At 54.5% G+C, this 20,380-nt stretch carries 15 protein-coding genes; 1 reads left to right on the top strand and 14 read right to left on the bottom strand.

What is annotated here, in order from left to right:
* Window positions 1–17 precede the first annotated feature (17 nt).
* The 6 genes from J7I43_RS15495 to J7I43_RS15470 all read right to left on the bottom strand — a co-directional run bounded on the left by J7I43_RS15495 (window position 18) and on the right by J7I43_RS15470 (window position 10,427).
* Entirely contained in the window at window positions 18–785 is a 768-nt protein-coding gene (locus J7I43_RS15495) for a DUF4843 domain-containing protein (protein WP_209146635.1), read from the bottom strand.
* A gap of 10 nt (window positions 786–795) precedes the next feature.
* Window positions 796–2,250 carry a RagB/SusD family nutrient uptake outer membrane protein gene (locus J7I43_RS15490; RefSeq protein ID WP_209146634.1) on the bottom strand — a complete coding sequence of 485 codons (1,455 nt, stop codon included), beginning with the start codon at window positions 2,248–2,250 and terminating at the stop codon, window positions 796–798.
* 19 nt (window positions 2,251–2,269) lie between these two features.
* Window positions 2,270–5,470, bottom strand: coding sequence for a SusC/RagA family TonB-linked outer membrane protein (locus J7I43_RS15485; protein WP_209146633.1), 3,201 nt, complete (start codon window positions 5,468–5,470; stop codon window positions 2,270–2,272).
* A 282-nt stretch (window positions 5,471–5,752) separates the two neighbouring features.
* Window positions 5,753–6,901: a FecR family protein gene (locus tag J7I43_RS15480; RefSeq protein ID WP_209146632.1), complete on the bottom strand. Its 1,149-nt coding sequence runs from the start codon at window positions 6,899–6,901 to the stop codon at window positions 5,753–5,755.
* Between the two features lie 61 nt (window positions 6,902–6,962).
* Window positions 6,963–7,514, bottom strand: coding sequence for a sigma-70 family RNA polymerase sigma factor (locus J7I43_RS15475; RefSeq protein ID WP_209146631.1), 552 nt, complete (start codon window positions 7,512–7,514; stop codon window positions 6,963–6,965).
* A 318-nt stretch (window positions 7,515–7,832) separates the two neighbouring features.
* Window positions 7,833–10,427, bottom strand: a complete 2,595-nt coding sequence (locus tag J7I43_RS15470) for a DUF7133 domain-containing protein (protein WP_209146630.1) — start codon at window positions 10,425–10,427, stop codon at window positions 7,833–7,835.
* Between the two features lie 291 nt (window positions 10,428–10,718).
* Here J7I43_RS15470 and J7I43_RS15465 point away from each other — a divergent pair, with 291 nt between their 5' ends.
* Entirely contained in the window at window positions 10,719–11,591 is an 873-nt protein-coding gene (locus J7I43_RS15465) for an AraC family transcriptional regulator (RefSeq protein ID WP_209146629.1), read from the top strand.
* A gap of 6 nt (window positions 11,592–11,597) precedes the next feature.
* Here the strand turns inward: J7I43_RS15465 and J7I43_RS15460 are convergent, their stop codons facing one another.
* The 8 genes from J7I43_RS15460 to J7I43_RS15425 form a co-directional block, all read right to left on the bottom strand.
* Window positions 11,598–12,008 carry an L-rhamnose mutarotase gene (locus J7I43_RS15460; RefSeq protein ID WP_209146628.1) on the bottom strand — a complete coding sequence of 137 codons (411 nt, stop codon included), beginning with the start codon at window positions 12,006–12,008 and terminating at the stop codon, window positions 11,598–11,600.
* 16 nt (window positions 12,009–12,024) lie between these two features.
* Window positions 12,025–13,587, bottom strand: a complete 1,563-nt coding sequence (locus tag J7I43_RS15455; RefSeq protein ID WP_209146627.1) for a sodium:solute symporter family transporter — start codon at window positions 13,585–13,587, stop codon at window positions 12,025–12,027.
* Window positions 13,588–13,607: 20 nt separating this feature from the next.
* A complete protein-coding gene (locus J7I43_RS15450) occupies window positions 13,608–14,780 on the bottom strand; it encodes an enolase C-terminal domain-like protein (protein ID WP_209146626.1) in 1,173 nt (390 codons plus the stop codon).
* Window positions 14,777–15,670, bottom strand: a complete 894-nt coding sequence (locus J7I43_RS15445) for an aldo/keto reductase (RefSeq protein WP_209146625.1) — start codon at window positions 15,668–15,670, stop codon at window positions 14,777–14,779. The genes J7I43_RS15450 and J7I43_RS15445 overlap by 4 nt, the downstream gene beginning before the upstream one ends.
* Before the next feature lie 205 nt (window positions 15,671–15,875).
* Window positions 15,876–16,871: a phytanoyl-CoA dioxygenase family protein gene (locus tag J7I43_RS15440; RefSeq protein WP_209146624.1), complete on the bottom strand. Its 996-nt coding sequence runs from the start codon at window positions 16,869–16,871 to the stop codon at window positions 15,876–15,878.
* 35 nt (window positions 16,872–16,906) lie between these two features.
* Window positions 16,907–18,049, bottom strand: coding sequence for a glycoside hydrolase family 43 protein (locus tag J7I43_RS15435; RefSeq protein WP_209146623.1), 1,143 nt, complete (start codon window positions 18,047–18,049; stop codon window positions 16,907–16,909).
* Window positions 18,050–18,118: 69 nt separating this feature from the next.
* Window positions 18,119–19,660, bottom strand: coding sequence for an MFS transporter (locus J7I43_RS15430; RefSeq protein WP_209146622.1), 1,542 nt, complete (start codon window positions 19,658–19,660; stop codon window positions 18,119–18,121).
* Between the two features lie 65 nt (window positions 19,661–19,725).
* A complete protein-coding gene (locus tag J7I43_RS15425) occupies window positions 19,726–20,343 on the bottom strand; it encodes a hypothetical protein (RefSeq protein ID WP_209146621.1) in 618 nt (205 codons plus the stop codon).
* Between the last annotated feature and the right edge of the window lie 37 nt (window positions 20,344–20,380).

Below are 20,380 nucleotides of genomic sequence, written 5' to 3'. Positions count from 1 at the left end.
TTGCGGTGTTGAAGGGTTTAAGGGAATACTACCGTTTCCCCGGATTCATCCGTAAGCGGCGCGCCGGGATGGGCGTTGTTGTAATCGGTGAGCAGGGTGCGCAGCTTCAGGCGCCAGAAGCTCAGCAGCGCGTAATCGGCGTTGATCTCCGTAAGGAAGTCCTGGTCCCATTTTTCACCGGTTTGCTCCACCATGAAGGAATGTTTTACCTGGCTGTATTTGCCCCAGTAATAGGTCGTGGCGGTACTGTTCCAGGCGGCAGGCTGACTGAGCTGGTCCGCCAGCTCCACCCTTCTCCACAGCTTCCTGATCTCCCCGGGCTGGAACTGGTCGTTGGCTTTCACCTGCAATTGCAGCTTCACGGACTTGTTTTTCAGGGAGGCGTCCCGCAGTACGATCACCGGTGCGAAGGCATGCACTTCCCCGGCCTTGATCACGTAAGCGTTTTTGAGAGATGCGTCGTCGAATGCCTTGTAATGCACGCCCGCCACGGCATTCTCCTCTCCTTCCAGCATTACCTGCTCCAGCGTATAGGCCCTGTCCTGGCCGCTGGTGCCGCCGATGGCGTAGATGTCGAAAAACACGGTGTCTTGCAGCACGGCAGCCGGCTCGTAATAAAAAGTATAAGGCTTGAGCGTATCGGCCATATCTGCGGGGCTGTAATACAGCTGGCCGACGGGCGGGCCGAACTGCAGGCGCGCGATATCGTTATAGAGATAATACTGGTCTTTTTTGCAGGCGGTCAGTGCTGTGGTGAGCACGGCCAAAGTCAATATCTTTTTCATCCGTTATGTTTTATTGAATGAATTCACTTAAAGGCAGCGGCGGCGTATAATTGATCACGGCTGCAGACGGCGCCCAGAGGAAACTGGCCTTCGGCGCGTCGATGCGTTTGTAGGCGAAAAATCCCTGGCCTTCGCCGAAAAATTCCTTCCGGTATTCTTTCACCAGTTCCAGCTGTGCCTGCACGGGATCACCGGGCAACGTGGTCACGGCGATGTTCCTGGCCGTACGGAAGGCTTCCCAATACTGCTGCCCTTCTCCCGCCGGAGCGGCTTCGGCGGCAATGAGGTACATTTCCGCAATGCGCAGCATCGGTATCTGGAAAGGCGCTACCTGCGAGCCATCCGTGGAAGCGCGGTATTTTTTCAGGATGTAACATTTGGAACCGTTCAGCAGCGTCACGAGCTCCCAAAGGTTAGCTTCCCGTATATCCGTGCCCGTGTTTCCGTACAGCTGGTTCCTCACGGTGGTCACCGAGCTGCCTTTTTTGAAGTTGCCCGACACGAAATTGGCCTGGTACTTCGTTTCCAATTGGAAGTCGTACAACCCGAAAATGTGCTCCACAGACAGGTTGAGGTTGCCGCCGGACATGTCGCTCAGCGTGCCGAGGCGGAACTTCGCGTTGCCGTCCGGGTTCTTCGCATCTATCACCGTTCTGGCGGCGGCATAAGCGGCGGCGTTATCGCTGAACCATAAGTAAGCGCGGGCCTGGAGGGCTTTCACGGCATAATAGTTCATACGCAGGTAACGCCATCCGGAATAGGAGTTTTCAGGGCGGAAAGGAGAGCTGCTGCCGCCCGGGTTAGTCAGGTCGGCTTGCGAATATTTTATAAAAGGATCCACGTCTTTCATCAGCGTTTCCGCTTCCGCAAGGTCTTTCAGCAGGGCTGCTTTATATTCCTCGTAAGAAACATGTTCGTTCGGAACGCGCGAGATCTTCGTGACATACGGCAGCACGGTTCCGCCGGGAATGTTGCCCGGCACCGGCCCGAAAAGGCGCAGCAGGTCCAGGTGGCAATAGGCGCGCAGCGCCAGGCATTCGCCTTTCATCATTTCGTAGCTGCCTTCTGACTGGAATACGTCCCGTTTGGCGTCCACTTCGCCGAGAATGGCGTTGATGCCGGCGATAATACCGTATTCCGCCCCGTAAACGGACGACAGCGCGCCCTGCACGCCTTCGTCCCCGTAATTGAACAGGCCCAGGCGCTGCTCGGTGCTATTGGAAGTTACGTCCCAGGAGGAAGTAAGCCTTTCGATCGTGCCAAAGGTCATCTGCTGGCCGTAGGCGCCGGAAGACTTCATCTGGATGTACACGCCGGTCAGCGCATCCTGGAAGCCGCTTTCCGTGCTGAAAAGCACGTCTGCCGGCATCTGCGTTTTGGGCTGAACGGTGAGCCATTTTTTACAGGAGCTGCTGCAGATCGCGATGCCCAGCAAGCCTGTGAGAATATATTTCATCGATGTCATGTAACACGAAATTTGCCGGTTAAAAAAGTGCGTTTACGGTGAAAGACAGCTGCCGCGAGAACGGGTAAGTAGTGCCTCTTTCGCGCCGTACGGTAGACAGGTAAAAGAGATCGGCCATGTTCGCGGAGAAAGAAAGCGCTTCCATCTTCAGCTTTTTCGCGAAGGAACTTTTCACATCGTACTGGAAGTTGGCGTTCTGCAGGTTCAGCGTTCTTTCATCCTGCACGAAACGGGAAGTCCTGTTCGTGGGTGTGGTTACCAGCAGGCCTTTGAAAGCGGCGTTGTCCCCCGGCTGCTGCCAGCGGTTGTCGTACACCCGGGAATCCACGTTGTATTTATAGTCCGCGTTCTCCACTTTGTTGATGAGCGTTTGATTGTACAGCTGCCCGCCGAGGCGGTAACCGAAGCTCAGGTTCATGGAAAGATTTTTATAACGCAGCAGGGTGCTGAAGTTGCCGAAGTATTTCGGTTCGCTGATACCGCTGGCGCGAAGGTCGAGCGGGTCCCAGATATAGGTGGGCTCGCCATTGCGGTCCAGGTACAGTTCTTTACCGGTACTGGGGTCTATGCCCAGCGAAGGCACCACCCAGATGGTGTTGGTGGAATACCCTTCCATGTACAGGTAACCCGGAACGGCGCTCTTCGCGCTGGCAATGCTTTTCTGCGCGGCTTTGAGCGCGTCGGAGATCTGCACGATCTTGTTCACGTTGTGCACCATCGCGCCGCTTACGCTCCAGGTAATGCCTTTCTGCATGTTCCGCACAACGAACACGGTCGCTTTCAGCTCTATCCCGCGGTTCTCCAGCTTCCCGATATTCTCGATATAGCCGGAAAAGCCGCTGGACGACGGGAGGTTTACAAAGGATATAAGGCCGTTCGTGGTCTCGATATAATAATCGGCTACCATGGTAAAGCGGCGGTTGAAAAGATCCGCCTCCAGGCCCACGTCGTAGTTCATTTTCTGCTGCCATTTCAGGGATTCGTTGCCCAGGCCCATGAGGTAGGAACCGGTCCAGTTGTAATACCGGTCGTTGGTATAATACCCGTAGGTAGACAATGCCTGGTATGCGTTGAAGTCCTGCGAACCGGTTACGCCGGCGGAGCCGCGCAGTTTCAGGCGGTTCACCCAGGAAAGGTCTTTGAACATCCGTTCTTTGTGCAGGTTCCAGCCGAGGCCCGCGGACCAGAACGGCGCGAAACGGTTCAGCCTTCCGAACTGCGAAGCGCCGTCTGAACGGAGAGACAGGTCCATGAAATACCTTTCGTCATAAGTATAGTTCACACTGCCGGTTACGCCCACGGAGCGGGCGAGGCTTTCGCTGCCGCCCGGTTTGCCGTTTTCGGCGTATTGCAGCGCCATGGAAATAAAATCGAAATTAGGATTGGCAAACCCTTCCGCCAGGAAGCTGTAACCGGAAGCCTTGCTTTCGCGTATGTTGTAATCCAGCCCGGCAAACACGGCGTGGTTGCCGATCTGGCGCGTGTAGCTGAGGTTGGCGCTGGCGTCGTAACGGAAGCCTTTGTTTACGCCGTAACGGTAAGAGCCCCTGCGGAGGATGTTTTCCGTGGAGGCAAAGGCGGTATGGTCCGCAGGGCGGAAATAATCGGAATCCGAATTCAGTTTGGTCAGGCCCAGCCTGCCGCGGAAGGTGAGGTCCGGGGTGATGTTCCATTCTACGGACAGGTTGTTCGTAATGTCCGAAGTTTTATATTCCTGGAAAGTGTTTAAGGTAGCGTCGTACAAGGGATTGGTAGGCAGCGGGCTCCAGCGGTTGGTGTAAATGGTGGAGCCGGGGTCGCCGAGGATCTTTTTGACGCGTCCTTTTTCATCGTACGCAGACCAGTAAGGGTTCATCTTCGCATAATCGGAAAAAGAACCGTAAGGGCTTTCGTGGCTCTCCCCCAGCCCTATCTGCAGGTTATTGGTGAAGCGGATGTTTTTATAAAAATAACTGAGGTTGATGGTACCGTTGAACACCCGGCGGCTGGAGCCTTTCATCACGCCCTGGATGTCGTTGAGCTGCGCGGAGATGGAATAACGGAACTGGTTGTCCCCTCCTTCCATCCGGAGGTTATGCCGCTGCCCGATGCCGGTGCGCACGGGTTTAGACAGCCAGTCGGTTTCCACGCCGCGGTTCACTTCGCTCATCAGGTAGTTATAATATTGTTTCAGCGGTACGTCGTTTTCCGCGCGGGCGTTGTCGTACAGGCCAACTTTATATTCCAGCTCGAGTTTCTCGCGCGCGTTCAGCACGTCGTAAGCGGAAAGGTCGGGCATCTCGATGTTCACGTCTCCGCGGTAAGCCAGGCGCAGCTTGCCCGGCCTGGGCGCCCTCGTTTTGATCACGATCACGCCGTTCGCGCCGCGCGAGCCATAAATGGCCGTGGCAGAAGCGTCTTTCAGCATCGTGATCGATTCCACTTCGTTCTGGTTGATGTCGAGCAGCTTTTGCAGGTTGGACTGAAAACCGTCCAGGATCACCAGCGGGGTGTTCATGCCCACGCGTGTTTCGTCCTGCAGCTCGTTCACATTCGGCAGGCTGGAATTGCCGCGGATCTGTATCTCCGGCAGCCGGTTGGGATTGGAGCCGAAAGTGTTGCTCTCCACGATGTTGAAGGATGGATCGATGTTGCGCAGGGAAGTGATCAGGTTGCGGTTGCCAAAGGCGGCAAGCTGCTCGGCGGTAACGGTGGTTACAGCGCCGGTGAAACTTTCCTTCTTACGGTTGAAGATGCCCGTGGTTACCACTACTTCGTTGATCTGCTGCTGCGAACGTTTGAGCATCACGTTTACCGGCCCTGCCGTTTTTACGTTGATCTCCACCGGCGTATAGCCCTGGCAGCTTACCTGCAGCGTCAAAGGAAATCCTCTTATCGCAAAACGGAAAGTACCGTCCGGCGAAGTGACCGCGCCGGAGGTGGTGGCTTTGATACGAACGGTGGCGAAAGGAACGGGCTTGCCGTCTTCATCGCGCACGGTGCCGGAAAGGTACGTTGCGACGGAAACGGATGGTACGGCAGCAGGTTTTTCATTGATCACCACCATCCTGTTCACAATGCGGTAAGTGAGCGGCTGATTGCGCAGCACCACGTCCATGGCTTCGGGCAGCGTGGTGTTGCTTAGCTGCACGTCCTGCGGCGCAGTGCGGCGGATCACCTGTTCGTCCCACATAAAAGACATGCCCGTTTGCGCTTCCAGTTTTCCGAAGATCTCCTTCATGGAAGCTTTTTTCAGGTTCAGGCTTACCCGTTGCGCGCTAACAGCGCTGGTAAGGAGGCACACAACAAGGAGAAGGAACGCGGCTGTTTTCGTACGCCGCAAACGTCTCATCAGTAATCCGGCAGGCACATAAAAATGCCGGACCAAAAACGCAATTAAATGCATACATTTGGTTGGTTTTGGTTGATAAATAAAACAGAACTCGTATTGTCTATTATTAACCCGACCTTATTACCGCTCCGTGGATCAGACGGGGCGGTTTTTCTTTTTGGGTTAATGTCTTTATGGTTGTACGATCAATTGTCCATTATCTAGTCTGCAGTTCACCCCATATATATTCAATGCTTCTATAATGTCCGCCAGTCCTACATTCCGGCCGATAGTGCCGCCGAATGAGCGGTGAGGCAGTTGCCCTTTCATGATTACTTCTATATCATACCAGCGGGATATCTGCCGGAAGAGTGCCGGCAGGTCCGTGCTGCTCATTACAAACAATCCGTTCTTCCAGGCGATGGCGTTCTCTGCGTCCTCGTCGCTGTTCACGGTCATATCGTTGTTGTCGTTGATGTCCGCCTGTTCTCCCGGCTGCAATACCCGCTGCCGGTTCACGCGGATGCTTCCGCGCAGCAGCGTGGCTTTTACCGACGGCTCGTCCGTGTATGCGTTGATGTTGAACGCGGTACCAAGTACTTCCACCACGCCTTTTTCCGCGAAATGCACGCTGAATGGTTTGGTTGCGTCCGCCGCCACTTCAAAATAAGCTTCGCCGGTAATGCTCACCTCGCGCGTGTTTCCCGTGAACGCAACCGGGTAACGTACGGAGGAAGCCGCATTCAGCCACACCTTTGTGCCATCCGGCAATACGATGCGGAACTGCCTGCCCCTGGGCGTGGAAATGGTGTTGAAGGTATTGCCCGCATCGCCGTTTTCCCCGGGATCGTATGCCAGCTGGCCTTCATTGAGCACCACGCTGGTGCCGCCCTGGCTGGCCACCACGCCGTTGCCCATGCTGTCCAGCATCACGGTGGAACCATCTGCCAGCGTGAGCACGGCGCCCTGTTTGCCGGGCGCGGTCTTGTCCGCGCGTTGTACGGTTGCGGCCGGTTGGGCCGCGCGTTGTTCCGTGAGCCGGTAAACGCCCGCCGCAATCACCAGCAGCGCCGCGGCCGCGGCCCAGCTCCAGTAACGCATGCGCCGCACGGGCGTTGTACGCGGAACGTCCACTGCCGTCGCTTTTTCCAGCAAAGGCAGCAAAGATCCGTCGAAAGACAGGCCCATATCGGGCTGCCCGGTAAGTTCCATGAATATTTCCGCCAGGGCCTCCCGTTGTCGCGGGTCGCCCAGTAATGCGTAGAATTCCCGCTGGCCTGCCGCGTCCAGCTTATCGTCCAGGAAGTTCTTCACTATTTGTTGTAACCGGGTATTTTCCATGCTGTTCAAGTATAAGATCAGGGAACGGGGAAAAATGTCATCATGGTAAGAAAAAAATTTTCTAGTGGTGTACTAACAGCAGTAAAACCAGCAGCCCCGAACCGGCGAGCCGGTCGCGGATGGCCGCCAGGGCGGCGCTCAGGGCGTTGCGTACGTAACCATGACTGAGCTGCAGCTCTTGGGCGATCTCTTTCGTGGTTTTTCCTTCCACGCGGTTCAGCCGGTAGATGGTCCTCCGCTGCGCCGGCAGCGATTCGATGGCTTCGTGCACGAGGCGGCGGGTTTCTTTCAGTTCGAGGGTATTGGCCTGTTCCTGCAGCTCGTCCTGTGTAAGGCGCAGCTCCGCAAGGCGTTTATCGCTCGCCGCATGCCGCTGCAATGCAAGCAGGCTTTGGTTGATGGTGATCTTGCGCAGCCAGGCGCCCAGGTGCTCTACTTTGCCCAGCTTGTCCCGGTTCAGCCATACTTTGATAAATACCTCCTGCACCACTTCCTGGCGGGCGTATTCGTTCTTCAGTATCCGCATGGCAATAGCAGCCAGCGGTGTAGCCCAGGTCATGAACAGGGACGCAAAAGCCTGTTCGTCGCCTTCGGCGATACGCAGGAGCAGCACTGTCTCATCATTATGTAGCGGTTCAGCCGGCACTTGTTAAGAGTTCCTGGTTAAATATTAATTCTCTCGGGGGCGGCAGGATAGAACAGGAACGGAAAATCGTCGGTTTAAATGGTTAATTCCCGTGGATGAAACGGCAAATCGGGGGCAAAGGTAAAAGTTTAAATGAAATTTCCCAGTTTTCCCCCCTTTGGTCTCCTTCCGCGAACAACTCTGCAGGTATGCGGCAGGTATAAAGATGTCAGCAGGCGGTTTCGTGTAAACACGGAAGCCCGCTCTGCGGGCGGGCTTCCGGTTCTATAAACGTCTCTTCCCCTTTTATAGGGACAATATATAATGAACGATCTTCCGCGCATCGGCAACCGCCAGGGTCGGATGGGCCGTCATCGGCACAGTGCCCCAGGTACCGGAGCCGCCGGAAATTATTTTCGAAGCCAGCCTGGCGACATTGACCTCCGTGCGTTTGTATTTCCGCGCAATGTCTTTATACGAAGGGCCCACCAGCTTCATATCCGGTTTATGACAAGCCTGGCAATCCAGTTTTGCCAATATTCGTTTTTCATCCGCAAATGTTTTCGTTTTTTCCACCACAACGGGTTTATTGCCTGCGGTTGTCTTTTTCGCCGGCGCAGTTGTTTTGGGGGAAGAAGATGACGGTTTTGGCGTTTCCTCCTTCCTTTCCAATTCCGAAATCGTAAACAGGTCGGTACGGCCTTCGGTAGCCGCGCGTATCTTCTTCACCTCTTCGATGCTGATCGCCGTAAAATTACTGCCAGCCGGCCTGAAGCGGTAATGCACATAACTCAGCACCTGCGCCACCCATTCGTCGCTGTTCGAAATGCCCAGCGGGGCCATTACGTCCGGGTAAATTTTCCCGTCTATCGGGCCGGACAAACCGTGCAGCAGGATCTTCACCAGCGCATCCCTGTCCCCCGCCCGTTTGGAACCGGCCAAGGGCGGCGCTGCCATTGGGTTTCCGCCAACAGACACACCTTTCCCGTTTTCACCATGACAAGTGGCGCACACCTGCTGGAAAGTTTCACGGCCTTTCAACACAACGGTCTTGTCGCCGGCAGATAAACCCGTCACGTCCATGCCATACATTTTCTGGCTTTTATTTTTCTCCACCAGCGCCGCTACTTCGGTAACATTTTTAACATTGCCGGCAGTCCTGATCAACCTGTCCACAATCATTTTCGAATCGCCGAACGCGTAATAGGAAAGCGAAGCGGCCAGCTGCGACTGCACGTCCGCATCCTGTTCGTTAACGTGGTCCGCCAGCAGTTTCAACATGCCTTCATCCTTTGTTTTAAGATACCGTTCGCTGATAACCACCGCTGCTTTGCGGATCTGCGCGCTGGTGTCTTTCAACGCCAGTTCGACGATCGATTTATCCGCGGCGTCCAGGCCTTCGAGCGTCCAGAGCGCGTGAAGACGGGCCAGTTCGAAAGGATGCGTGCTCAGCATTTGCTGTAACGCGGGCGTCACCGACCTGTCTCCCCGAACGATCAGTTCTTTCTGCGCATTGTCTCTCCACCAGCCGTCGGCATTCGCCAGGTAAGCGACCAGTTCGCCGCTTTTACGTTGCAGCATATTGGGTCTGGCAGCGGGTTTGAAGCCGTCATGCACCAGCCGGTAAATTCTTCCGTGACCCACATTTTTATCCAATCCGCGTTTTTGTATTTCGGGGCGCAGGTAACTTCCCTTGCGCGTCCAGTTGCCTTCCTGGATAATGCCGCGGTGCATGTCTACGATGTACAGGCAACCATCCGGCCCGTTGGCGGTATTCACGGGGCGGAAGTTCATGTCGGTGGAAACGATGAATTCTTCTTTGTCGTATACATTCCCTAACACCCGGATACCGTTGCGGTTGCTCACCCTCGCCCGGCGGATCAGCCGGCCTACGGGCTCGCAAATGATAAGGTCTCCTTTAAGATCGGCCGGCAGCGCGGCTCCCCTGAAAACGGACTGGCCGCAACAACCGGTAAAATGGTTCAGGGTACTGTCCGGCCGCAGCCTTACCGGCCCGCCCTGTACGTCTGGCGTGGCGATCACCGGCCACACGGCGTTAAAATCCTTGTCCAGCTGCCCCGGCACATCGTACCGCCCGTAAAACGGGTTGATCTGGAATCCGTAAGCGGGCACTTCGCCTCCGGCCGCGGAAAAAAACAACCGGCCGTAATCGTCGTTCCCCACGCCCCATTGGCCGTATCCCGTAAACATCGTATCCGCGGTGAGTTTGCCGCCGGTATAGCGGTAGCGCAGGTTTTCGTAGGTGGTATAGATGCGGTTGTCGATATTCCAGATAAGGCCGCTTCGCTGGTGCTCGAGATTTCCTTTATGGGGAGTGCTGTTGCCGTACACTTGCGTTTTTTTGTCCGCTTTGCCGTCGTGGTCCGCATCTTCGTACGACCAGATATTGTTGGTATAGGTTTCGCTGACCAGGAGCTTATTTCCCACGCACAGGATCATGCGCGGCAGCAGCAGGCTGTCTATGTACACGGAACTTTTGTCCATTACGCCGTCGCCGTCCGTATCTTCCAGCAGCGAAACCCTCGATACGGGCGCGTTTTCGTCCGATCCGTCCACATCCTGCATGTAAGTGCGCATTTCAGACACGAACATGCGGCCGTTGCCGTCCCAGGCGATGGCGACCGGCTCTTTGACCATCGGTTCGCTGGCCACCAGTTCCAGGTGATAGCCTTTGGGAAGATAAATGGAGGCGAGGCTTTCCTCCGGCGATAAATAGGCCCCGTCAGGGTTCGTACGTACGATGATCTTCCCCGCGGAATCCCTCGGCAGGGGCTTTTGCAGGGGCGTTACCCGCGAAGCGCTGTGCCGCGGAACGCTGCAGCGATATACGAGCAGAATGGAAGCGGCAATGAGTACAGAAAAAAACAATTTCCTTTTCATATGTGGATTGGGTAGTCTTTTTATCAGCTGAATGATAACCTGTGTAATTATAAGACTGCCGAAAACCGGCAAAGCACTACTCCACCGGCAATAAAATTTAAACGGCCCGCCTGTAAAAAAGCCCCGTGCAAGACGGGGGATACGTTCATTTTTTGCCGGGCGGTTAATTTTGACCTCAAGCTGATGGGGTGCGTAGATCAGCGGGCAATTCACTATATTTGGGTATTCAGCATTCCACGTTCCGAACAGTGACACATTCCAGGATAGTATCAACCAAGAAGATTGCCTTATATGCAATACATATATGAAAATTTCACTTTTCCTCCAGACCAGTCGTTCACCATCCGTTCTGAAATACTGGAGATAAAAAAATACGCCACGCTGCGGGCGCATATCAATTTCGAGATCGCATTGCTGGAAAATTGCAGCGGGAAAAGGTTTATCGGCGACCATATCGAAGACTTCGAAGGCACCGAGCTGGTGCTGCTGGGTAATTACCTGCCGCATTGCTGGCAGTATTACACCACGCTGGACCCGATGATACCGCCGCAGGCTACCATCATACATTTTTTTCCCGATTTCCTGGGGCAGCAGCTGCTTGAAAAACCGGAGGCCCGGCAGATCAACTACCTGTTCGAACGCGCGGCGAAAGGCGTTTCGTTTTCCGGCTATACGATCCAGAACGCGAAACTGATCATGCAGCAGATGCTTTTTTCAACGGGCATGGCGCGCGTGGCGCTCATGCTCAACTTGCTCGATATGCTCGCCAATGCGGACCAGGCGCGCGTGCTTTCATCACCTTATTACAACTCGGTAAGTTCTTCCGGCGAAGCGCAGAAGATCAATAAAGTGTTCGACTATATTTTCCGGAATTTCCGGGAAGAGATATCGCTGAAGTCTGTGGCGGACATTCTGCCGATGTCGCCCGCGGCGTTCTGCCGTTTTTTCAAGGCGCGCACCAACCGCACGCTCATCGACTTCGTGAAGGAAGTGCGGGTAGGCCATGCCGCCAAGCTGCTGCTGGAAAAGAAACATAATGTAACGGAAGCGTGTTACATGAGCGGGTATAACAATATTTCAAATTTCAATAAACATTTCAAAGAAGTGAAGGGGCTTTCGCCCAGGGATTTTATGCGGCAGTACGAAATGCCCGAAAGCCGTTAATGCCGCTTACCGATCGCTGAAAGTATAAAAGGGCTTCGCTTCCGTCCACGTTTGCCCGGCGGCAGTACCCGCAACGCCTTCCTGGTATCCCGCCATCAGTCGGTTCCATTCCGCGCAGCGCGGGTTGTACGATTCCGCGGTTTTCCCCATCGCATCCAGATCAGCGCCTTCCGGCACCGTGACCGTCATCACCAGCGTATGATTGCTGCGGAACATACGGATGCTGCGGTAACCGGCTTTCCGGAAACCCTGTTCCACTTCCGGCCATACGGCCGCATGATATTGCAGGTATTGACGAAGCGTGTCTTCACCGGGTTTGATGTTTACCACGAAAACTTTTTCGATCAGGCGTTCTTCCTGTTTACAAGCCGCAAACATACAGACGGCAAACATGCATATCGGTAAAAAACGTTTCATACAATCGCGTTTTGGATCAGGCAAAATAAATATAAATGGCGCACATTATCACCGCCAGCACTCCCCAGAGCACCCATACTCCCCTGCTGGTACGGCCACCGCGGCGCCACGATTCGGCCAGCGAGGGTAGCGCCTGGACCATTGGGGGTTTCGTCAGCAACGTTACCACCACCAGCACCGCCGACATGGCCATGAACAGGTAAAAAGACAACAGCAAAAAATGCGGCCAGTATTCCTTCGACGGAAAATTCAGCACGTGGCATGCGCCCACCGCCAGGCATACCAGCCCGCCGCCGTACAGCACGGTTTCCGCCGCGGCGCGGTTTACGCGTTTCCACGAAATTCCGCCTACGAATACTACAGACAGCGGTGGCGCGAGGATCGACACCATGCCCTGGCTCAGCTCGAAAAAACCTTTCCCCGAATGTGAAAACAAATACGCCACGCCAACCGCCAGCGCGGCTGCAAGCACGGTAGCCCACTGGCCTGTTCTCCGTTTCGCGGCGTCGTCCATTTCCCGGAAACGGGCCAGCACATCGAGGGTGAGCACGGTGCTGAAAGAGTTGAGCCCCGAAGACACCGTATCGATCAAAGCCGCGATCAGCGCGGCGATGCAAAGGCCGAGAAAACCGTGCGGCATCACCCGGCTCACCAGCGTGATATATGCGTTATCCGGCTGCGCGATATCTTTATACAGCACAAAACAAATGATGCCGGGAAAAATAAAGATAAAAGGCATCAGGATCTTCAGCGTCGAAATAAATATCGCCCCGTACTGCCCTTCTTTCATATCCTTGCCCGCCAATACTTTTTGCACGATCGTCTGGTCCGTGCACCAGTAATAGATCCCCACCACGGGATAGCCCAGCACCATCGCCACCCAGGAATATTCCGGGTCCGACGCCGGGCGAAACAATTGCCAGTAGCTGCCCGGCGCGGCATCGACCAGCGACTGCATGCCGCCCGCTTTTTTCAGCGCCAGGTACACGAGAATGACGGAAGAAAGAATGATGACGGCCGATTGAAAGATGCCCGTCCTCACCACGGCCTTCAAACCGCCCACCGCGGTAAAACTCGCGGCGATCACCGCCACCACTGCCACGGCGCGCATGAGCGGGATTTCGAATACCTGTGAAATGATCAGGCCGCCGGCGTACAACGCGCAGCCCAGCCATACCACCAGGATGGAAATAAGGCTGTAGATCACGAGGAAATTATAGGAAGGCTTGCCGAACCGGGCCAGCAGAAATTGCGGCATGGTGTATACTTTCGTAGAAATGTAATGCGGCAGGAAAAACATGGACATCAGGAAAATGCATCCCCATGCCATCCATTCGAAATTGCTGCCTACGATCCCCTGGGTAAATCCGATGCTGGCGAAGCCCACCAGCATGGAAGGCCCGGCGTTGGCGCTGAACAGGGAAAAACCGATCTGCCACCAGCTCAGCGAGCGCCCGCCCAGGAAGATGTCGCGGCCGGCGGCTTTATTCCGGCTGTTGAGATAAAAACCAGTGGCAAGCAGCGCCACTACGTAAAGCAGCAGTACGGCATAGTCTAATGCATCCAGCGTAATATTCAAGTATCCTAGGTATTTGGTGATTACAGAATAACGTTCGGGCGGTAAGCCGCCATGCTTGCCGTGTCCCATTCCGCGGAACGCGTGATCTTATCGGCGCGTTTACAATATTCCCAGTCTACCCGCACCGGCGCTCCTTCGATGGCTGGCAAGGCCCATCCCCCATGGCTCCATTCGGGCTTCACTTTTAAATATCGCTCCAGGCCGGACATGATCGAATAAAGATACTCAACGCGGCAGTTTTCCCCAGCGGTAGCCATCAGTCCGGAAGTGTACAAGGAATAGCCACCCGACGAAAAATCCGCTCCCGCCGCCTGCGCCAGGTCGCGCACTTCCGCCCATTCGCGCACGCCCCCGATCTGTGTGGGCACCGGCTGCAAATGCCTGACGCCAAGGCGCAGCAAGGTAGGAAATACACGCGAGGTACGCTCGGATTCTCCGAATGCTACTTTTACGGGCGAAGCGTCGCATACGCGGTGGATCTGTTCCATGCCGGCGGAATGAACCGGTTCTTCGATCCAGGCGATATCCTGGCTGGCCGTGAGATCCAGGAAACGCAGTGTTTGTTCGCTATTCCATACCTGGTTCACGTCTACCGCCAGCTGCACGCCCGGCCCGAGCAAACCGCGCACGAACTTCACGCGGAGGGCATCTTCTTCCGGCCGGCAGCCAAAGTCCTTGCCGATCTTCATTTTATAACATTCCACGCCTTTATCGAGGAAATAGGCCACTTCCGTTTCCAGCTGGGCATAGGAATAATTCGTTCCGCCGCCGCTGCCGTATACTTTCACGAAATCCCGCTCTGCGCCGAGATACCTGTGCAAAGGTTTGCCGGCACGGCGCGCGGCAATGTCGTGCAGGGCAAAATCGATCTGCCCGAGCATGGCTGCCGCCGCACCGCGGAAACCTTCGTTGCGGATCGACCAGTAAAGTTTGCTGTACAGTTCTTCGTACGGCATGCCATTGCTGTGGAGAAGGATCGGTAAAAAACAGGATTCGAGGATATTCGTATAGCTGCTGTATACCGGCGCTTCGCCAAGGATGCCGTTTTCGTCTTCCAGTGTAATAATGGCGAGGCCGAAAGTCAGGAAAGGGCCCATGGTGGCGTCCTGGAAAGGCGTCACCACGGGAACGGGCTCCAGCACGTTGAGCCGCACACGGGTGATATTGAAGGTCTGGTCGTTGATTGCTTTCATCTTGATATTATGTCCTTGCTGTAATGCAAAATTTTTCCAAACAACGGCTCCGGCAGCGGCCCGGCGGCAAAATCGCCGAGGGTGGAGCTGAGTTCCCGCGGATTGGAAGGACCGATAACGATGTTGAAAGGATATGGGATCGAAAGCAGGAAACGGTGGGCCATGGCGCGCAATTCCATTCCTTCTTCCGCTGCCAGCTGATGAAGCTTCCGGGCAACGGCCACATCGGCTTCAGGCAACCAGTCCGGCGGAAGAAGGGAAAAATCATGGAACGACCGGCCCAGCACGCCCATATTGAGCGGGCTTGCCGCAAAATACCGCATACCGGCAGACAGGCTGGCGGGAAGGGAAGTTTCGATGGCCGCCGTGTTGCAGGCGTTAAGACGGTTATATTCCATCAACACATCGAAAACGCCCTCGCGCAACCAGGGCCAGGCCCAACCGGGCGGGTTGCCGCCGAGCCCGGTCGTTTTGGCGTAACCTTTTTCTTTCAATTCCGTCATCACATCCACCGTTTTACCGAATATCGATTGCGGGATATGTGCGGGATCGTGGAGAAAAAGCACATCCAATGCGGAAAGCCCCAGTTTTTTGAGCGAGGTTTCCACACTGCGGAACATGGCGTCGCGGCTATAGTCGTACCGCCCATCGGATGCCGTAAGGCCCTGCAACCGGCCTGCCTTGGAGCTTACCGAAGGAACCCGCCCTTTCCACTGGCGCAACGCTTCGCCCACATAAGTTTCGGCATGGGCGTATGCCGGTGCGGTATCGATCGCCTCCACGCCCTGCTCCAGCGCCATTAAAACACATTCAACGGACGCCACCGCATCTACCGTTCCCCAAATACCGCCTATGCCGGCAGTGCCTAAAATGAGCCGTCCCAGTTTCATCCAGCGAATTTTCTTCTTTTCATGCCGATTATCAGTCTGCCCCAAATGTAGCCCCGCGCCGGGCAGCCCGGCCAGATGCATTTTGACTAATTTACATGTTTTTTTGACCGGCGCCGCAGGCATACTCAGCCGGCAATAAATACCCGCAAACAAAAAGAGCCGGCCGTCTGTATGGCCAGCTCGTTCTATTATGCGGTAAATAATGTTATTGCAGTATTTCTTTGTAGGTCCGGTCGTATTTTTTCGCCATTTCACCGAAAGACGCTTCGATCTCTTCATTGCTTTTTACCGGCGGGTAATACTGACCGAACATGCTGCTTGCAAATTCCATCTGGAACAGCAGACGTTCGCCCTGTTCAAGCGGTTTACCTTTATGGAAGCCTGAAGTGTCTACCGCCAGGATGGTGCCCGCTTTGCCGGTGATCTCCACAAAATCTTCTTTCGGATAATTCGCCATCAGCTCCTCGTCTTTGATCCTGCCGTCTTTCCGGACGGGTTTGGGTTTGATGCGCTGCGACTGCCTTACATAACAATGCGGGCCGTTCTGCGAATCCACATCGGTGAGGTAGATAAAAAACTTGAGGAATTTGATCCTGTCCATATCGAAATGATACAGTTGCGCCGCCTGTGAAAGGTCTACCTTGCCGCAAACGGCGGTGCTCCACCACATCGTTACGAGGTCCAGCACCGGCCGGGGGCCGACATATTCCTGCGCAACGGCCAGCACGCTTTCGTCCGTAAGCAGGGACTGGATCAGCGGCGATTCAAAAAGGGATTGCGCGGGAAAATCGTAGATAGGGCTTTGAGGAGCGGCGCTATCGTACACCAGTGGCGTTTTATCGTCCATCATGCGGGGAATGGCGGGCGTACTGCGGGAAAACTTCACCAGCTCCGTTACTTTTTCGGGAGGCAACGGTTGCGGGAAGATGTAAAAGCCATCCCGCTGTACGGCGCGGCTGACCTGCTTTACCTCCGCGCGGCTCAGCTTTCCGAGTATACCGTTCACTTCATTACCGAAGTTGTAGGGAGAAAGGAAGACGGTTTCCAGTTTGGCGGCAACGTTATTGAACCGGCCGTTTGTGCCGGTGAACAACCTGCGCATGCTGTAGTAGGCAAACTCGGGCGTTCGTTTTGTTTTGCGGTATTGGGAATATCCTCTCATTACACGAAAGGTATCCCTGATGATGTTCGCAAAGCTCATGGTAGGTATTTTTAGGAATAAGCAAGTATACAGATCTATTTCCCGGGCGCCCGTTGCGGTGCGGTAGTAGGCCCTTCCACCACGAGCGTTCCGTTCTTTAATATTTTCATCCGGTCGATAAAAACGACGCGTTTGTCTCCCGTTGCCGATGTGCGGGCATGATACACGCATAACATTTCTTTTCCGTCCGGCGAATAGGTGATGCTGTTATGTCCCGTTCCGGTGACCACCCCGCCTTTTTCCGTGTTTTTCTGCAGCACGGGATTGTTGGCGGCTTTGGTGAAGGGGCCCAGCGGGCTTTTGGCAGTCGCATATCCAACGGCATAATTTTTACCGCCGAAATAATTGGCGGAATACATCATGTAATAAGTATCTCCTTTTTTAAAAGCAACGGAGCCTTCCGTCCACCGGCGGTTGACCTCCTTCGAGGTAACCGAGCGGCTTTCCCATTCCGCCTGTTTATCGTCCATTTTCACCGGCGGGCGCAATAACAGCACCGGTTCGCCGATCACGCCGCTGAAATCGGGTTTCAGCTCAACGCCGTACACCCAGCTTTCTTCTATCGTATCGAACCAGCCTTTTTGTTTCGCCCAGCTCGCAACTTCGCTTTCCACGGGATGTTTGTAACAGCAGCGGGAATAATACAAATAAACCCGGCCATTATCGAAAAGTACATTGGCATCGATAACAGGATAACCGGGATCAAAAACAGGCGCGTTGCTGATATCGGTGAACGGCCCGGTGGGGCGGTCTGCCACGGCTACGCCGATACGGAAATTCTCCAGCTCCCTGGCGGGATTTTTTCCCCATTGCGCGCTGTAGAACATGTAAAACCGGCCTTTGTATTCGTATACTTCCGGCGCCCAATATGCACCGTTCCATGCGGCCGTTGAATCGCTCCAGCCGTTTTTGTTGCCGGCGAAATACACCTGGCCTTCATTTTTCCAGTTCACGAGGTCGGCCGAAGAATAAGCGGCAAACCCGTTCTTCGCGGCACCGCCCGTCCCGTACATGTAATACCTGTCGCCCTTTACGTGAAGCACATACGGATCGCCGAACGCAACGGGCAATGGATTCCGGTAGGTAGCCGGCCCGCTGGCCTGGGCAAACAATTCCGTGGCATGGGTCATGGCCGTCAGCAGGAAAGACCCGGTTACAGCTTTTATGATCTTTTTCATGATTCAATATTTACCTGGAGGGAACAGCCTCTGGCTTTCAAATATAATCGCGGGAAATGACATATTATGCTACATTTTCTTTCCTCCCTTTCCCCTGATAAAAACCAAAGCCATCAGTCCCGCTAAAATGCCCAGTGCGCCAGACAGTCGCATGATCTTGCCGTAAGCGCCGATAAACCCGTGATGATAAGCTTTCATCACCGCGTCTTTATGCTCCGCGCCAATGTTTGCGGGCGTCTTCGCATTGCCGAGATTCACCGCCTGGGCAACGATCTCCTGTTTTTCTCCCACGCTCACCGGCAACGGTCTTATATCGTTCTGCAGCGAAGCCGTAAAAAACAACACCGCCAGCGCTCCGAAGATCGCATTGGCAAACACTCCCGCGATCCTGGTAATGGCGTTGTTGATGCCGGATGCGGTGCCGGACAGGCGGTCGCTCAATGCGGTCATCACCGTTGCCGTTAACGGCGCCACGGTGAAAGACATGCCCAGCCCCAGTACTACGATCCCCGGGAAAAAGGTCGTCCAGTAGCTGGACGGGCCGTTCGTCTGTTTTACAAAAGACAATAGCAGCATGCCGGCGCCCGCAATACAGGGCCCCGCTACCAGGAAAAGCCGCGGGCCGTATTTGTCTGCGAGGTTGCCCGCAAAACGCGCGATCAGGATCATCAGCACCGTAAAAGGCAAAAATGTAAGCCCCGATTGCAGCTGGTTGTAACCCTGCACCTGCACCAGGTTCAGCGAAAGGAACAACATGCCCGCGCCAAGGCCCGCATACAGGAAAAACGTGAGCAGGTTCGCGCCGCTGAAAGCCAGGTTGGCAAACAGGTTCAGCGGCATCATGGGATAAGCGCTTTTCTTTTCCACCACAATAAACGCGGCGATCAGCAACAGCCCGGCCGCCAGCGACAGATATACCTGCGGGTGACGAAGCCCCACATCGGGCATACGCAGGCAGCCGAAGGTGATCATCGCCAATCCGGAAGCGATCAGCACCGCACCCGCGAAATCAGGGCGCTGCCGCGTGCCCTTATCGAAGTTTTCTTTTACCTTTTTCCAAAGCAGCAATAATGCGATAATGCCGATCGGCACGTTGATAAAAAATATATACCGCCAAAGGCCCGCATCCGCCAATGCCCCGCCTAATACCGGCCCGCCCATGGTCACCAGCGTAGTAACGGCAGACCAGGTGCCGATGGCTTTGCCTCTTTCCTTTTCGTGGATGGAAGAAGACAGCAGCGATAAACTGCCCGGTATCATCAGCGCGCCGCCGATGCCCTGGACGATCCTGAACGCGATAAGCAATTCCGCGCTGCCCGCCAGGCCGCAGGCCGTGGAGCCGAGGATAAAAATGAATATCCCCGCCATAAACACTTTTTTACGGCCGAGCCTGTCGCCCAGCGTGCCGCCGACCAATATCAGCGCGGCCAGCATGAGCAGGTACGCGTTCAATATCCAGAAAAGTTCGGCCCCGGAAGCATCCAGGTCTTGCTGAAGCGACGGCAGCACCACGTTCAACGCCGTGGAATCGATAAAGGCCATGGCGGACGCCAGCACGACGGGTACCATCAGCCACCGGCCTTCAGCGCTTTTTAGTGCGACTGTTCCCATAGTGTCTGAAGTTAAGAAAACAGATTGAGACCAGCAGCACAAACCACTTCAGCAACGATCATCTGTTAATCGAATCGTATCATCTTTTCGGTTCTTTCTATTTCCTCATACATCGTTTTAGATGCCGCTTCCGTAAAAAAATAAGATATCTCGATATGACACCTATCGTCTTTAGCTATATGAACGATCCTATTGTGATTCCAGATAAGATACGGAACAATGCAGGCCCTGGAAAGCGAAAGGGCGTGATCGGCATTAAACGCATTTTTAGCATAAGCATCATCGTAATATTTTATGGCTGAACCTATCGTATCCGCCTTAACCAGCGCTGATCTCAGGTAGTTTTTATTTGGAGGGTGATTGCTCATGCCAGGATAGCGCAATTTTAAAGTTTCATACGTTTTGTTATCCGGCACCTCAACGAACGAAAACCCGATTTTCACTGAACTGTCTTTCCTGATAATGGAATAAACTATCGCATTAGTTAGTTGCGAATCACTGCACACAAAACGAAAACCCGAATCAGCTTCAACATAATCCGGAGGGATAGAAAACGATACCTGATACCGAGATGTCATAAATTTAAACACGCGGTCTTTTACATTTTGACCCTTTGCAATCATACTCACTACACTCAGTACAATAATAATTGCCATGTGGCGTATCGTTCCGGTCTTTTGCATGGATAGTTGTATTGGTTAGTCCAATTGAAATTACGAC

Origin of the sequence: Chitinophaga chungangae (assembly GCF_017742215.1) — a bacterium.
In the GTDB taxonomy this organism is placed as follows: Bacteria; Bacteroidota; Bacteroidia; order Chitinophagales; family Chitinophagaceae; genus Chitinophaga; species Chitinophaga chungangae.
Note: the sequence above shows the minus strand (reverse complement) of the source record. Positions and strands in the feature narration are given on the sequence as shown.